The organism is Curtobacterium sp. AG1037 (genome assembly GCF_003349855.1).
Taxonomy (GTDB): Bacteria; Actinomycetota; Actinomycetes; order Actinomycetales; family Microbacteriaceae; genus Curtobacterium; species Curtobacterium citreum.
In genome coordinates this window covers 233,903-249,084 of record NZ_QQAO01000002.1, presented here as the reverse complement: position 1 = coordinate 249,084, position 15,182 = coordinate 233,903, and the positions used below count along the sequence as shown (strand labels likewise).

Here is a 15,182-nt window from a genome sequence, read left to right as displayed (position 1 = left end):
ACACGGCCGAGCGCGGCCCCGCTCACCGGCACCGTGCGGCCTGCTCGCCGGCGCCGTGCGGCCTGCCCGCCGTGGGCCGTCGGAATGGCACGTGTACCGCGCGCGTTACCATGGCCCATCGGGAACCCGACGACGCGCCCCGGTGCCCACCACTTCACCTCGCCCACGAAGGGGACCCATGGACCAGCCGGATCCGTTCGGATTCATCGGACTCACGTACGACGACGTCATGCTCCTGCCGGGGCACACCGACGTCATCCCGAGCGAGGCGTCCACGACGTCCCGGCTCACCAAGCGCATCTCGGTCAACGTCCCGCTGCTGTCCGCAGCGATGGACACCGTGACCGAGGCCCGGATGGCGATCGCGATGGCTCGTCAGGGCGGCATCGGCATCCTGCACCGCAACATGTCGATCGAGGACCAGGCGGCGTACGTCGACAAGGTCAAGCGCTCCGAGTCCGGCATGATCACGAACCCGGTCACCACGACCCCGGACGCGACCGTCGCCGACGTCGACGCGATCTGCGGCCAGTTCCGTGTCTCCGGCCTCCCGGTCGTCGAGTCGGACGGCACGCTCGTCGGCATCATCACGAACCGGGACATGCGCTTCGTCGCCCCGTTCGAGATGGCCTCCACGCTCGTCCGCGACGTCATGACCAAGGCGCCGCTCGTCACCGCGCTCGAGGGCATCGACCCCGAGGACGCCGTGGCGATCTTCGCGCAGCACAAGATCGAGAAGCTCCCGCTGGTGGACGCCGACGGCAAGCTCCGCGGCCTCATCACCGTCAAGGACTTCGACAAGAGCGAGAAGTACCCGGACGCCACGAAGGACGACGAGGGCCGCCTGCGGGTGGGCGCGGCCATCGGCTTCTTCGGTGACGCCTGGCAGCGCGCCGAGGCCCTGCGCGACGCGGGCGTCGACGTGCTCGTGGTCGACACCGCGAACGGCGAGAGCGAGGGCGTCCTCGACATGGTCCGTCGCCTGAAGGCGGACGCCTCGTTCGCCGGCATCGACGTGATCGGCGGCAACGTCGCGACGCGGCAGGGTGCGCAGGCGCTCATCGACGCGGGTGTCGACGCGGTCAAGGTCGGCGTCGGCCCCGGTTCGATCTGCACCACGCGCGTCGTCGCGGGTGTCGGCGTGCCGCAGGTCACCGCCGTGTACGAGGCGTCGCTCGCCGCGCGGGAGGCCGGCGTGCCGGTCATCGCCGACGGCGGCCTGCAGTACTCGGGCGACATCGCCAAGGCCCTGGTCGCGGGTGCGGACACCGTGATGCTCGGCTCGCTCCTCGCCGGCACCGACGAGTCCCCCGGCGACCTGGTGTTCGTCGGCGGCAAGCAGTACAAGGCCTACCGCGGGATGGGCTCCCTCGGCGCCCTGCAGACGCGCGGCGAGAAGACCTCGTACTCGAAGGACCGCTACTTCCAGGCCGACGTCCCCTCGGACGAGAAGCTCATCCCCGAGGGCATCGAGGGCCAGGTCCCCTACCGCGGCTCCGTGGCGAACGCCGTCTACCAGCTCGTCGGCGGCCTGCGTCAATCGATGTTCTACGTCGGCGGCCGCACCGTGCCCGAGCTCAAGGCCCGCGGCAAGTTCGTCCGCATCACGGCCGCGGGGCTCAAGGAGTCGCACCCCCACGACATCAAGATGGTCGTCGAGGCCCCGAACTACCGCGGCTGACCCCGGCCCGGCCCGGCCCGGCTCGACCGCTTCTGCACGAGACGCCCCCGAACGCGCGAGACGCCCCCGAATCCGGGGGCGTCTCGTCTGTTCGGGGGCGTCTCATCGTCACCAGGCCGTGTTGCGTCGTCCTCCACCACCCCACCTGGACGGGAGGCGCTCCACAGGTCCGTCCCGTTCGCCACCGACCGACGTGTGGTCGCGTCAGTGTGGTCGCCATGACATCGATCCCCACCTTCCGGCCCGGCCGACCGGTGGTCGTGCGCCGTCCCGCTGACCTGGCAGACCCGGTCCGGCTGTTCCACGGCGCAGCTGTCGAGCGCCGGGAGTGGGAGGCCCTGGACGCGCTCGGGCGACGGCAGTTGGTCGTGCGGTCCCGCATCGCTGCCCTGCAACGCCGCGTGGTCGCATCCCATCGGTCCGCCGGGGCACTCTGGGGGCTTCCAGAACTCGGTCGGTGGGACTCGCGGCTGCACGTCGTCGACCCGGGCATCGCCAAGACCCACGTCGGGCGCGGCGTCGTCCGACACGCGGGTCAGATCGCCTCGGACGAGATCGCCGAGCTCTCGGGGACGCCCGTGACGTCCCTGCCGCGGACCGTGACCGACATCGCGCACACCGTTCCGCTCCGGCACGGTGTCGTCGTCCTCGACCACGTCCTGCACACCGGGCACATGGACCGTCCGGCACTGCAGCGAGCGTTCGACCAGCGCGCGGGTCGGCGCGGCAACCGCGTGGCGAGGTCTGCACTGGACCTGGCCGACGCCGCGTCGGAGTCGCCCGGTGAGTCGAGCAGCCGTGTCACCATGCGGGACCTCCGTGTCCCACCACCGATCCTGCAGCAGGAGTTCGCGACGGACGCCGGACGTTTCCGGGTCGACTTCTGGTGGCCGGACGTCGGGGTCGTCGGCGAGTTCGACGGTCGCGTCAAGTACGACGACGGGGACGTGCTGTGGGCCGAGAAGCGACGGGAGGACGCGCTGCGACGACTCCCCCAGGTGTCCGGCTTCGCGCGGTGGGGCATGCGCGAGGCAGGCGACCCCGTCCTCCTCGCCCACGTGCTCCTGGCAGCGGGCGTGCCGCTCGGACGCGGGTGGGCGGCGCGGCCCAGGTGACGCCCGGGAGACGCCCGGGAGACGCCCCGCGGTGCTCGAGACGCCCCCACATGCTCGAGACGCCCGCGCCCAAGGCGGCGTCTCGACGGGAAGGAGGCGTCTCGACGGGAAGGCGGCGTCTCGACGGGAAGGCGGCGTCTCGACGGGAAGGCGGCGTCTCGGAAGGACCGCTCCACAGGCTCGCAACCGTCCGGACGGACTCCTCATCAGGGGTTCCGGTGCAGCCGTACAGATGAGTCACGGGTCTGTAACGAAACGTCCAGGGGAGGTCGACGGACACACACGCGAAACACATCGGCCCTAGTTTTCTCGGCAACCCACGCGGAGGTGCGGCACTCGACCCGATGTCGGACGCCTCACGCGCAGAGAAAGGGCTCCACGGATGACCAGAACCACCCGTGCCACCACGGCACTGGCAGTGGCGGGAGCGGCAGCGCTCCTCCTCGCCGCGTGTTCCACCACCGGCAGCGCCGGGACCGACTCCTCCGCCTCGGCGAGCGGCGCGAAGAAGGACCCGGCCGCGAGCTGCAAGGCGCCCGACACCCCGGGCACCGACGCGCTCAAGATCGGCACGATCCTGCCCCTCACCGGCACCCTGTCGTACCTGAACCCCCCGGCCGAGTCCGGTGTGGGCCTGGCCGTCGAGGACATCAACGCCGCGGGCGGCGTGCTCGACAAGGACGTCAGCATCGACCCGGCGACGGACTCCGGCGACAGCAACGACATGACCGTGTCGAGCTCGGCGGCGACGAAGCTCGTGAACGCCAAGGTCCCGGTCGCGATCGGCGCCGAGTCCTCGAGCGTCACGCTCAACGTCATCGACCAGCTGACGAGCAACTGCATCGTCGAGATCTCGCCCGCGAACACGGCGACCTCGCTCTCCGGCTACTCGTCGTACTACTACCGGACCGCTCCGCCGGACTCGGTGCAGGGCTCGGCGCTCGGCCAGCTCGTCACGGGTGACGGCAACGCCAAGGTCGCGTTCCTGGTCTTCAACGACACGTACGGCACGGGTCTCCGCGACACCGTTCAGAAGGCGATCGAGGCCTCTGGTGGTCAGGTCGTGTACGGCGGCAAGGGCAAGGGTCAGGAGTTCCCGCCCGGACAGACGACGTTCTCGTCCGAGGTCACCGCGGCGCTCGCCACGAAGCCGGACGCCATCGTCGTGCTCGCCTTCGACGAGACGAAGTCGATCATCCCCGAGCTCAAGTCGCAGAACGCGGACATGGCGAAGATCTACATGTCCGACGGCAACACCGCGGACTACTCGAAGGACTTCGACAAGGGCACCCTCGAGGGCGCTCAGGGCACCATCCCCGGCGCGAGCCCGAAGGACGAGCTGAAGCAGCGCCTGTCGGACTACTACCAGAAGACCGCCGGCAAGCCGCTCTCGGACTACTCGTACGCGGCCGAGTCCTACGACGCCACGACGCTCGCCGCACTCGCCGCGGTGAAGGGCAAGGGCACCGACTCCGGCACCATCCAGAAGAACATGGCCGCGGTGTCCGGCGCCGACGGCGGGACCGAGTGCACCACCTTCGCCGACTGCAAGAAGCTGCTCGACGAGGGCAAGGACATCCACTACACCGGCCCGTCCGGCATCGGTCCGTTCGACAAGAACAACGACCCGTCGAGTGCCTACATCGGCATCTACAAGTTCGACGGTGACAACAAGCCCGTGTACCAGAGCGCCATCCAGGGCTCGGTCTCGAAGTAGGCACGAACCACCCCGCACCACACGTCGGCCCCGGATCTCATCGAGATCCGGGGCCGACGTGCGTGCCGCCGACGGTCGCGCGCTCGCCCTGTCGGCGCGAGACTCGTTTCCTCGGACGGTTTCGCGGCATCGACGCCGCGGATGTGTCCGCATGGGCGAGACTCGGCGCCGCGGGCGGGCGGCACCAGCTCCGGCAGGCGCGCAGGCGGCCGGCCTGGAGGCACGGGTCGGGCCCGTCAGACCGGCTCGGCCGCCGTGGGTGCGAGCGTCCGGCGCCGCGCTGCCCGGGCCGCCGCGAAGCTGTCGACCGTGAGCACGACGAGCGCCACCCACACGATCCCGAAGCCGATCCAGCGCGCCGGCGGCATCGCCTCGTGCTGCACGACGACCCCGACGAGCAGCTGCATCACCGGTGCGAGGTACTGCGTCAACCCGAGCGTGGACAGGCTCACCCGCCGCGCCGAGGACGCGAAGAGCAGCAGTGGCACGGCCGTCGCGGGCCCGGTCAGCACCGTGACGAGGACGTGCGGCCAGCCCTCGCTCGTGAAGGTCACCCCACCGTCGAGGCCGGTGACCCCGAGCACGACGAGCGCGCCCACGGCGATCGGCAGGAGCCAGAGCGTCTCGATCGTCAGCCCGCTCAACGCGTCGATCGTCCCGCCGACGCGCTTCTTCACCAGCCCGTACAACCCGAACGAGAACGCCAGCGTCAGCGAGATCCACGGGACCTGGCCGTAGCCGACGGCGATGACGACGACCGCCACGATGCTGATGCCGACCGCGGCCCACTGCGCCGCACGGAGCCGTTCGCGGAGCACCACGATCCCGAGGGCGATCGTCACGAGCGGGTTGATGAAGTACCCGAGGGCGGCCTCGACCGTGTGGCCCGTCGTCGTCGCGGCGACGTACACGGTCCAGTTCACCAGGATGAGGACGGCCGCGATGCCCATCACGAGCATCACCCGGCGCTGGGCCAGCAGGGAGCGGGTGCGGAGCCACGAGCGGGTGACGGCGATCGCGACGGCACAGAAGACCAGCCCGAAGACGATCCGCCACGCGACGATCTCGAACGCGCCGGCGGGGGCCATCGCCGCGAAGAGCAACGGCATGAGTCCCCACAGCCCGTACGCGACGATCGCCTGGACGACACCGACGGATGCCTCGGAACGGGCGGGGCGCGTCGGGGTCGGTTCACTCACGGAACCATCCTAGGAAGCCGGAGCGACGCGGCGGACCGGCACCGTGCCTCCCGGCCGGAAGGCGCACGGACGCGAGCCGGACGCGTGCCGCACGCACGAACGCCCCGCCGGCCGGAGCCGAGCGGGGCGTTCGTCAGGAGCTGGGTGTCAGCGCTCGATGACCGCGAGGACGTCGCGAGCCGAGAGGACCAGCAGGTCCTCGCCCGAGTACTTGACCTCGGTGCCGCCGTACTTCGAGTAGATGACCTTGTCGCCGACGGCGACGTCGAGCGGCACGCGGTTGCCGTTGTCGTCGATGCGACCGGGGCCCACGGCGACGACCTCGCCCTCCTGGGGCTTCTCCTTCGCGGTGTCCGGGATGACCAGGCCGGAAGCAGTGGTCTGCTCCGCCTCGACCTGGCGGATGACGATGCGATCCTCGAGCGGCTTGATGGTGACGGCCACGGTGACCTCTTCTTTCTCGGTACTGACTCGGTACAGATGGGAACCGGTTGGCACTACGCACAGGAGAGTGCCAACGCGAGTCTAGGGACAGTCTGGCACTCGGTCAATCCGAGTGCCAGGCGGCTCCGGCCCTCTCGGCGACCTGGGAGGATCGAGGCGTGGACGCCGCCGATCTCGCACAGCTGCTGACCCCCGAGGGGATGGCCCTGCTCGACCGTACCCCCGGCATCTCCGACGGCGGCGAGATCGTCCGCGTCGTCTCCCGGCTCCGCGCCGAGGGCCACGACCCGGGGCTCGTCGCCGCCGTGCTCACCCAGGCGCGACTGCGACAGCGGGCCCGCGGCAAGTTCGGCGACTTCGCCGGGCGCATGCTCTTCACCGAGGCCGGACTCGAGCAGGCGACCCGGCTGCAGGTCGCCGCGTTGCACGCCGGACGCTTCGTCGGCGCCGGACTCACGCGGGTCGCCGACCTCGGCTGCGGGATCGGCGGCGACGCGCTGGCGATGGCCGCGCTCGACCTCGACGTCACCGCCGTCGACCGTGACGAGGTCACGGCTGCCGTCGCGACGCACAACCTCGCGCCGTGGCCGAACGCCCGGGTGGAGCTCGGCGACGCGGCCGGGTTCGACCTCGGTCGGGTGGACGGCGTGTGGATGGACCCGGCTCGTCGGACCGCCGGACACGCGAACACCCGACGGCTGGCGGACCCGGACGACTGGTCGCCGTCGCTCGACACGGTCTTCGCGGCCGCGACGACCACCCCGACGGGCGTCAAGCTCGGGCCGGGGATCGACCGCGATCTCATCCCGGACACGCTCGAGGCGCAGTGGGTCTCCGTCGACCGCGAGGTCGTCGAGCTCGTGCTCTGGTCCGGACCCCTCGCCCGCCCGGGCATCCGACGTGCCGCGACGGTCATCGGCGCACACGGCACCGCGGAGCTGACCGCGCCCGGGGACACCGAGGACGTCGAGGTCGGCCCCGTCGGCGACTACCTGTACGAGCCGGACGGCGCGGTGATCCGCGCGCGGCTGATCGGGGACCTCGCCCGGTCGCTCGACGGGTGGATGCTGTCCGAGGGCATCGCGTACGTGACCTCGGACCGGGCGGTGGCCACGCCGTTCGCCCAGGGCTTCCGGGTGCTCGACACGATGCCGCTCGACGTGAAGCAGCTCGCGGCACGCCTGGCGGCGGAGGACGTGGGCACCGTCGAGATCAAGAAGCGCGGTGTGGACGTCGACCCGGCGCAGTTCCGGAAGCGGCTGCGGCTGCGGGGCCGGCGCGCGGTCACGCTCGTGCTCACCCGCCTGGAGGGACGACACACGGCGATCCTGTGCGAGCGGCTCGTCGACGTGGCCGGCTGAGCACACCGCGCACCAGGACGGGCCCCGCGCGGTTGCGCGGGGCCCGTCCTCGTGGTCGTCCGGGGTTCGTCAGCCGACGAAGGCGCCCGAGTCGTACCCGTAGGGGTCGGAGTACGAGTTGCCGAGACCGGCGATGACCACGAGCGCGATGATCCACAGGATCCAGAAGCCGGTCATCACCCACCCGGCGATGATGCCGGTCAGGGCGAGGGCACGGCCGCCCTCACCGTTCTGCTTGATCTTGCCGAGGGCGATGTGGCCGAGGATCGCACCGGCGGGGCCGAGCAGGATCGCCATGAAGAAGAGCGGGATCGCCCCGAGGCCGAACACGATCGAGAGCACCGCGAGGGTGTTCGTCTTCGGGCGCTGCGCGTACGGCTGGTACCCGGTGGAGGCGTAGGACGCCGCGTACGGGTTCGACTGCTGCTGCGGCTGGGCGTACGGGTTGCTCGGCTGCTGACCGTACTGGCCGCCCTGCTGCTGGCCGTACTGGCCGCCGGACGGCTGCTGGTAGGGGTTCGACTGCTGCTGCGGCTGCGCGTACGGGTTCGACTGCTGCTGGTGCGGTGCCGCGTACGGGTTCGACTGCTGCTGCGGCTGGCCGTACGGGTCCTGCTGCTGGCCGGGTGCCGAGTACGGGTACTGCGGAGCCGACCGGGGCGCGGACTGCGGCGCCTGGGACCCGGACGCGTTCGACTTCGGGTTCGAGGACCCGGTCGAGTTCGACGCGTTCGACGACTCGTCCGGCTTCGGCCACTGGTTCTGATCGGACACCGGTCCACCCCTCTCGGCGCCTGGTCGGTCGACGCCCGACCTGAATCCTCCCACAAGGACCCGCGGCGGGTTCAGCGCGCCGGGCCGCCCGGCCCTCCGTCAGACCAGGACGGGCGTCAGACCTGGACGGTCGTCACCGGCAGCGTCGAGTCCGCCGCGAACCCGAGGTCGCTCGGCGCGTGCCCCTCGGCGACGAGCCGCGCCCCGACCGCCGCGATCATCGCGCCGTTGTCCGTGCACAGGTCGAACGGCGGGATGCGCAGGGCGACCCCGGCGGCCGCGCACCGCTCCTGGGCGACGGCTCGCAGCCGCGCGTTCGCGACGACGCCACCGCCGAGCAGCAGCCGGTCGACGCCGGTGTCCCGGCACGCGGCGAGCGCCTTCGTCAGCAGCACGTCGACGACGGCCTCCCGGAAGCTCGCGGCGACGTCGGCGACCGGCACCTCGCGGCCCTCGTCGCGGCACTTCTCCACCCAGCGTGCGACGGCGGTCTTCAGCCCGGAGAACGAGAAGTCGTAGCGGTGCGCCGCCATGTCCTTCGGCAGCGTCAGGCCCCGGGGGAACCGGATGGCCGTCGGGTCGCCGTCGGCCGCGGCGCGGTCGATCTGCGGGCCGCCGGGGTACGGCAGCCCGAGCAGCCGTGCGACCTTGTCGAACGCCTCGCCCGCGGCGTCGTCGATCGTCTCGCCGAGCAGCTCGACGTCGCCGACCAGGTCACGGACGAGCAGCAGCGACGTGTGCCCGCCGGAGACCAGGAGCGCGACGGTCGGCAGCTCGATCGCGGAGTCGTCGGCCCGGAGCACGTCCGCGCCGACGTGCCCGACGAGGTGGTTCACGCCGTACAGCGGCTTGCCGGTGGCGACCGCGAGGGCCTTCGCCGCCCCGACGCCCACCATGAGGGCACCCGCGAGGCCCGGGCCGGCGGTGACCGCGACGGCGTCGAGCTCGTCGAGCGTGACGTCCGCGCGCCGGAGCGCTTCGTGCAGGGTCGGGGTCATCGCCTCGAGGTGCGCACGGGCCGCGACCTCCGGGACAACCCCGCCGTACCGGGCGTGCTCCTCCATGCTCGACGCGATGACGTTCGCGAGCAGGGTGGTCCCGCGGACGATGCCCACGCCGGTCTCGTCGCAGCTCGTCTCGATGCCGAGCACCAGGGGACCCGACCCCGGTGCTGTGTCGTCATCCGTGGCGCAGCTCGTCTCGATGCCGAGCACCAGGGGTTCAGTCGCGCTCACCGAGGGTCTCCTGTCCGATGGGGCCGATGCCGGTCGAGGCGGTCGTCGCCGGGCGCTGCGCGATCGTCGCCCGCATCACCCACGCGTCGACGCCGTCCGGCTGGTAGTAGCGAGGACGGACGGCGATCTGCTCGAAGCCGGCGGCCGTGTACATCGCCTGCGCCACCGGGTTGTCGGCGCGGACCTCGAGGAAGACCTCGTGCACGCCGCGACGGCGGGCCTCGTCGAGCAGTTCGGTGAAGAGCACCTTCCCGAGGCCCCTCCCCCGGTACTCGGCCGCGACCGCGATGGTCTGCACGTCCGCGACGGGGTTCCCCGCCAACGACGACAATCCGGCATAGCCGATGACGGTGGGCGCCCCGCTGTCGATGGTCTCGAGCACGACGTAGTACCCGTGCGGGGACCACAGCTCGCCGGCCATCTGCGCGGCTGACCAGGCATCGGTCGGGAACGAGGCGTGCTCGAGCCACATCACGTCGTCGAGGTCCTGCGGGACCGCCCGGCGCAACCGCAGCCCGTCGGGCAGCTCGCTCACCGGACCACCCGCTTGGGCGCACCCGGCATCGTCACGTCGGGGTCGCGCAGGTAGAGCGCGGTGTCGTCCGCGAAGGGCGCGCCGGACGCGAGCCGGTCCGCGGCGAGCGCCCCGAGCCTCCAGGCCGGGATGGTCGCGACCGTCACGCGGTCCCAGCCCACCGCGTCCGGACGGGAGGCACGGATCGCCTCGTCCAGGTCCGCGGGCTTCGCGAGTCCCGGACCCGCGACCCGCGTGCCGGTCTGGTCGTAGGCGCTCCAGTAGACCTCGCGGCGGCGCGCGTCCGTGAGGACGACGAACGGGCCGTCGGCCGCCTGGTCGGTGGCCACGGCGTCGTGGCTGACGAGGGGGAGGACGGGGACGCCGCGTGCCGCGGCGAAGGTACGGGCGGCGGCGATGCCGACCCGGAGGCCGGTGAAGGGGCCGGGCCCCGTGCCGGCGACGACGCCGGTCACGTCGGCGCCGGTGATGCCCGCCTCAGCGAGGACCTCGGCCAGGAACGGGCCGACCACCTCGGCGTGCCGACGGGAGTCGTCGGTGCTGCGCTCGGCGACCGCGCGCCCGGTGGCGGGGTCGACGACGGCGACGGAGGTACCGGCGGACGTGTCGATGGCGAGGAGCACCCGTCCATCGTATGCGTCCGGCGGCCGGTCACCCGAAGTGCGGACAGCGGGCGTTCTGCCCCTGCACTGGGGCATCCCCGACCGCTTGCAGCCGACGTTCGGAAGCCGACAATCCACGGTGCAGGCCGTTCGGGTCGGTCTGCACAGTGCGGGCCCAGGGACGGTCCGCGCCCGAGGGAGCAGCACATGCAGCGCACCACCAGGGCGTCCGTGGCGACGGTCCTCCTCACCGCGGTCCTCGTCGCCGCGCCGCTCACCACCGGGTCCGCCGCCCAGGCAGGGACACCGGCCAAGCCGACCGGGACGTTCACGCAGACGTTCCGCGAGGACTTCAGCACTCCGGCGACCGCCGACGGTCCGTTCGCGAAGCGGTACACGAACGCCTGGCAGCCCTACCCGGACGGGATGGGCGACGGCAAGTACTGGTCCGGCTCGCAGGTCAGCGCGCACGACGGGGTGCTCGACGTCACGCTGGACGGCAAGCGCGGTGCCGCCGGCACGTTCGGGACGCAGCGCGGCGCCTGGGACTACGTCGGCGGCACCTTCACCGTGCGGGCCCGGGCGACGGGTGGCGACGGCAACGGGGCGGCCTTCATCGTCTGGCCGAAGTCGAACGTGTGGGCGGACGGTGAGATGGACTTCCCCGAGGGGAACTTCGACCAGGTGCCGTACGCGTTCCACCACTCGATGACGCCCGGCAAGGAGGCGTCGGCGGTGGCCGTCTCGACCAAGGCATCGTGGCGCGACTGGCACACGTACTCGGTGCAGTGGATCCCGGGACGCTCGGTGACGTACTCGATGGACGGCCGGGTCCTGCAGACCGTGACCCGCGACGTGCCGACCACCCCGCATCGCTTCATGTTCCAGACCGGGAACTGGGGGAAGAAGGGGCACCTGTACATCGACTGGGTGACGATCGCCTCCTGGAAGCCCTGAGCCCGACGGCGCCCGAGCAGCCCCCCGTGGTTGCACCGCGTCGGCGCAGCGACGAGGATGCTGTCCGGTGATGTTCCAGCGGACGCCGGTCCCGGAGCACCACGGAGGGGGGTGCGGCCGTGGTCGTGGATGCTCGAGGGGGCCCGGGGCAGTGGCGTCTGAGGGGGCACACGCCGCCGGCGGAACTGGCTGCGATGGTCGAGGCCCGGCTCGGGTGGCTGTCGGTCGACGACCCGACCGACGCAGACTTCTTCTTCGATCCGCTCGACGGCTCGGTCGGCGAGGTCAGAGCGCGACGTCGGCCCAGCGCGGGCCGGTTGCGGTGACGATGACCCGACGCGGCTCGTCGGGGACGTCGTCCGGGTCGAGCGGCGCCGCCGACGCGGCGCGCTCCGGATCGCCGGCGTCGCCGCCGGTCGCCCGGACGATCTCGACGTCGAGCACGTCGTCCGAGATCCCGTCGACGAACCCGCGACCCCACTCGACGAGGACGATCGCGCCGTCCCAGTCGAGGTCGAGGTCGTCGAGCTCGACCGGGTCGGACAGCCGGTAGGCGTCGACGTGCACCAGGTCCGGGCCGGCCGTCGTCGGGTGGGTCCTGGCGAGCACGAACGTCGGGCTCGACACCTGCCCCCGGGCTCCGAGCGCGGCGCCGAGGCCCCGCGTCATCGTGGTCTTCCCGGCGCCGAGCGGCCCGGTCAGGACGACGAGGTCCCCCGCGCGCAGGACCCCGGCGAGCCGGGCACCGAGCGCGGACATCTCGTCGGTCGTCGACACCGTGGTGTCGAGCAGCACCCGGGGCGCGGCGCTCACGCGTGCGTCCCGTGCGCCTGGTGGGCGCCGCGGTGGTGGTGGTCGCCGCGGAGCCACGAGCCGACGCGGCCCTCGACCTCGTGGCCGACGTACTCGCGGGGCACGCGGGCGCCGATGCGGCACGTGACCTCCTCGCCGATGCTGTCGACCGCCGCCCCGAACTCCAGGACCGTCATCTCACCGTGCTCACCCGTCCCGAACAGCACGACGGGGTCTCCGACCCGGACCTCGTCGTCGCCGACGTCGACCAGGAACTGGTCCATCGCGACCCGGCCGGCGATCGGGTACCGGCGGCCGCCGATCGACACCTCGACGCGCCCCTGCGCCCGGCGCGGCACACCGTCCGCGTATCCGACGGGCACCAGCGCGAGGGTCGTCTCACTGGTCGTGCGGTACGTGTAGTCGTAGGAGACCCCGGTGTCGACCGGGACCCGCTTGGTCTTCGCGACCGAGGCCGTCAGGGTCATCACGGGCTCGAGCCCGAGGTCCGCCGCGGAGACGCCGTCCGCCCCGGGCATCCCGAACAGGTTCGCCCCCATCCGGACCATGTCCTTCCGGAACTCCTTGCGCTCGAGGCCGGCGAGCGACGCGGCGACGTGCTCCATCGGGACGTCGAGCCCGAGGTCCTCGGCCTGCTCGACGGCGGCGTCGAACAGCGCGACCGCGGCGCTGTCGTCGTCGTCCGAGGACTCGGCGAGGTGCGTGTAGGCGGCGACGACCTCGATGCGTCCGGCGCGCTGCGCGTCGACCGCCAGCGCGACGAGGTCGGGCCAGGTCTCCGCGGTCGCACCGTCGCGGTGCAGCCCGGTGTCGACCCCGAGGTGCACGCGCGCGGGTCGCTGGTCGACGGCGTCGACGACGCGCTGCAGCTCGGCGGCGTTCGAGACGCCGAGGTCCACCGCGGAGTCGATCGCATCGCGGAAGTCGAGTGCCGGGTCGTGCTGCCACGTGAACAGCCGGACGTCCTCGCCGACGCCGATCGCCCGCAGGCGCAGGGCAGCGGGGACCGTGAGCACACCGATCCACCGGACCCCGGCGTCCACCGCGGCGAGCGCGATCGGCTCGAGACCGTGGCCGTACGCGTCGGCCTTCATGATCGCCATGACCTCGACCGGGTCCATCCACTCCCGGACCAGGTCGAGGTTCGACCGGTAGGCGTCGAGGTCGATCCGGGCCCGGCGCAGCGGCGCGTTCACGTCGTCCTCCGTTCCACGCTGCGGCCGACCCGTGCGGCCACCTCGTAGTTGATGGTGCCGATCGCGTCCGCCCACTCCTCGATCGCCGGGTCGCCGTCGGCCGGGTCGCCCCAGAGCACGACCTCGTCGCCCACCTGGACGTCCGCGTCGCCGACGTCGATGTGCATCGCGTTCATCGCGACCCGTCCGACGACCGGGAACCGCCGGTCGCCGATCCGCACCGTGACGTGTCCGCCGGACGCCCGGTCGAAGCCGTCGGCGTACCCGAGTCCGATCACCGCCAGGCGGGTGTCGTGCTCGGCACGCCAGGTGTAGCCGTAGCTGACGCCCTCGCCCGCACGCACCGGCACCGTGCGGAGCACCGAGGCCGTCACGCGCATCGCGGGCCGGAGCCCGAGGTCGGCGGACGAGCGGTCGGCGAACGGGCTCAGCCCGTACAGCGCGAGCCCGACCCGTGCGGCGTCCCGTCGGGTCTCCGGCACCGCGATGCTCGCCGCGCTCGCGGCGAGGTGCACGACCTCCGGCACGACGCCGTTCGCGGCGAGACCGTCGAGCGCCCGCTGGAACGCGGCGTCCTGGTCGAGGTCGTCCGCGCGGGACGCGTTCGACAGGTGCGACATGAGGCCCTCGACCCGGGTCCGGCCACCGCCGCGGGCGATCCGACCGGCCGTCGCGAACAGCTCGGCCCACTCGGACTCCACCGCGCCGTTGCGGCTCAGGCCGGTGTCGACACAGAGGTGCACGACCGGGACCTCGGCGTCGGCGGCCGCGGCGAGCTGGTCGACGCTCGACACCGCGGGCGTGACGTCGTACCGGGCGGCGCGGCGGAAGTCCTCGTCCGGGGCGTGCAGCCACGCGAGGATCCGGACTCCCTCGTCGATGCCGGCCTGCCGGAGCGCGATGCCCTCGTCGAGGTCGGCGACGCCGAGCCACTCCGCGCCGGCGTCCACGAAGGCCCGGGCGGCGTCGACGGCGCCGTGGCCGTAACCGTTCGCCTTGACGACCGCGATGACGCCGGACGGGGCCACCCGTTCGGCGACCGTCGCGTAGTTGGCGATCAGTGCCTCCCGGTCGACCGTGATGCCGGTGAACGCATTCATGCGGCGGCTCCCACAGCGATCAGCGACAGCGCCGCCACCCGGCGGTCGACCGTGATGCCGGTGAACGCACTCACACCCTGTCCCCTGCCCCTTCGATGACCACGAACGCCGTGGCGATCCCACCATCGTGCGACAGCGACAGGTGCACGCTCGACACCCCGCGCCGGTCGGCGACGTCCTGCGCCCCGCTCCGGAGCGTCAGCGACGGGTTCCGCTGGTCGTCGGAGACGACCTCGAGGTCCTGCCAGCTGAGCCCGGCGCTCGACCCGAAGGCCTTGATGAGCGCCTCCTTCGCGGCGAACCGGGCCGCGAGCGACGCACTCGGCCGCGGTTCGCCGTCGCGCAGGAGCTCCGACGGGGTGAACAGGCGCGTGCGCAACGCCGGGGTCCGGTCGAGCACCCGCTCGAACCGGTCCAGGTCGACGACGTCCACCCCGATGCCGATGATCATCG

General features: G+C 72.3%; 15 protein-coding genes. 5 read left to right on the top strand and 10 right to left on the bottom strand.

Features of this window, described 5'->3' with window-relative positions; all coding sequences use genetic code 11:
• The first annotated feature begins 178 nt into the window (after positions 1–178).
• The 3 genes from guaB (at position 179) to DEU32_RS03655 (ending at position 4,513) form a co-directional block, all read left to right on the top strand.
• Positions 179–1,681 carry an IMP dehydrogenase gene (gene guaB, locus DEU32_RS03665; protein WP_114849377.1) on the top strand — a complete coding sequence of 501 codons (1,503 nt, stop codon included), beginning with the start codon at positions 179–181 and terminating at the stop codon, positions 1,679–1,681.
• Between the two features lie 218 nt (positions 1,682–1,899).
• Positions 1,900–2,796, top strand: a complete 897-nt coding sequence (locus DEU32_RS03660) for a hypothetical protein (RefSeq protein WP_147281402.1) — start codon at positions 1,900–1,902, stop codon at positions 2,794–2,796.
• Between the two features lie 382 nt (positions 2,797–3,178).
• Positions 3,179–4,513 carry an ABC transporter substrate-binding protein gene (locus tag DEU32_RS03655; protein ID WP_114849375.1) on the top strand — a complete coding sequence of 445 codons (1,335 nt, stop codon included), beginning with the start codon at positions 3,179–3,181 and terminating at the stop codon, positions 4,511–4,513.
• 236 nt (positions 4,514–4,749) lie between these two features.
• On the opposite strand, the gene rarD is transcribed toward DEU32_RS03655, so the two are convergent.
• Both rarD and groES read right to left on the bottom strand, forming a co-directional pair.
• Entirely contained in the window at positions 4,750–5,712 is a 963-nt protein-coding gene (rarD, locus tag DEU32_RS03650; protein WP_114849374.1) for an EamA family transporter RarD, read from the bottom strand.
• A gap of 147 nt (positions 5,713–5,859) precedes the next feature.
• Complete coding sequence (gene groES, locus DEU32_RS03645; protein ID WP_058743061.1) at positions 5,860–6,156, bottom strand: co-chaperone GroES; 297 nt, start codon at positions 6,154–6,156, stop codon at positions 5,860–5,862.
• A gap of 158 nt (positions 6,157–6,314) precedes the next feature.
• Between groES and DEU32_RS03640 the strand changes: the two genes are divergently transcribed.
• On the top strand, positions 6,315–7,517 hold the full coding sequence (locus DEU32_RS03640; RefSeq protein WP_114849373.1) for a class I SAM-dependent methyltransferase: 1,203 nt from the start codon (positions 6,315–6,317) through the stop codon (positions 7,515–7,517).
• 69 nt (positions 7,518–7,586) lie between these two features.
• On the opposite strand, the gene DEU32_RS17635 is transcribed toward DEU32_RS03640, so the two are convergent.
• The 4 genes from DEU32_RS17635 to tsaB form a co-directional block, all read right to left on the bottom strand.
• Positions 7,587–8,291, bottom strand: a complete 705-nt coding sequence (locus DEU32_RS17635) for a DUF4190 domain-containing protein (RefSeq protein WP_114849372.1) — start codon at positions 8,289–8,291, stop codon at positions 7,587–7,589.
• 116 nt (positions 8,292–8,407) lie between these two features.
• Entirely contained in the window at positions 8,408–9,496 is a 1,089-nt protein-coding gene (gene tsaD / locus DEU32_RS03630; protein ID WP_114849548.1) for a tRNA (adenosine(37)-N6)-threonylcarbamoyltransferase complex transferase subunit TsaD, read from the bottom strand.
• A gap of 16 nt (positions 9,497–9,512) precedes the next feature.
• Positions 9,513–10,061 (bottom strand): ribosomal protein S18-alanine N-acetyltransferase, encoded by a 549-nt coding sequence (gene rimI, locus DEU32_RS03625; RefSeq protein WP_258554773.1) that lies wholly within the window; start codon positions 10,059–10,061, stop codon positions 9,513–9,515.
• Positions 10,058–10,684, bottom strand: a complete 627-nt coding sequence (tsaB, locus tag DEU32_RS03620; protein ID WP_114849371.1) for a tRNA (adenosine(37)-N6)-threonylcarbamoyltransferase complex dimerization subunit type 1 TsaB — start codon at positions 10,682–10,684, stop codon at positions 10,058–10,060. The genes rimI and tsaB overlap by 4 nt, the downstream gene beginning before the upstream one ends.
• Positions 10,685–10,870: 186 nt before the next feature.
• On the opposite strand from tsaB, the gene DEU32_RS03615 reads away from it, so the two are divergent.
• Positions 10,871–11,620 (top strand): glycoside hydrolase family 16 protein, encoded by a 750-nt coding sequence (locus tag DEU32_RS03615; RefSeq protein ID WP_114849370.1) that lies wholly within the window; start codon positions 10,871–10,873, stop codon positions 11,618–11,620.
• 285 nt (positions 11,621–11,905) lie between these two features.
• Here the strand turns inward: DEU32_RS03615 and tsaE are convergent, their stop codons facing one another.
• The 4 genes from tsaE to DEU32_RS03595 all read right to left on the bottom strand — a co-directional run bounded on the left by tsaE (position 11,906) and on the right by DEU32_RS03595 (position 15,180).
• On the bottom strand, positions 11,906–12,433 hold the full coding sequence (gene tsaE / locus DEU32_RS03610) for a tRNA (adenosine(37)-N6)-threonylcarbamoyltransferase complex ATPase subunit type 1 TsaE (RefSeq protein ID WP_258554772.1): 528 nt from the start codon (positions 12,431–12,433) through the stop codon (positions 11,906–11,908).
• On the bottom strand, positions 12,430–13,629 hold the full coding sequence (gene alr, locus DEU32_RS03605) for an alanine racemase (RefSeq protein ID WP_181819184.1): 1,200 nt from the start codon (positions 13,627–13,629) through the stop codon (positions 12,430–12,432). The genes tsaE and alr (DEU32_RS03605) overlap by 4 nt, the downstream gene beginning before the upstream one ends.
• Complete coding sequence (alr, locus tag DEU32_RS03600) at positions 13,626–14,729, bottom strand: alanine racemase (protein WP_114849369.1); 1,104 nt, start codon at positions 14,727–14,729, stop codon at positions 13,626–13,628. Before alr (DEU32_RS03600) ends, alr (DEU32_RS03605) begins: the two co-directional genes overlap by 4 nt.
• 70 nt (positions 14,730–14,799) lie before the next feature.
• On the bottom strand, positions 14,800–15,180 hold the full coding sequence (locus DEU32_RS03595) for a holo-ACP synthase (protein WP_114849368.1): 381 nt from the start codon (positions 15,178–15,180) through the stop codon (positions 14,800–14,802).
• Positions 15,181–15,182 lie beyond the last annotated feature (2 nt).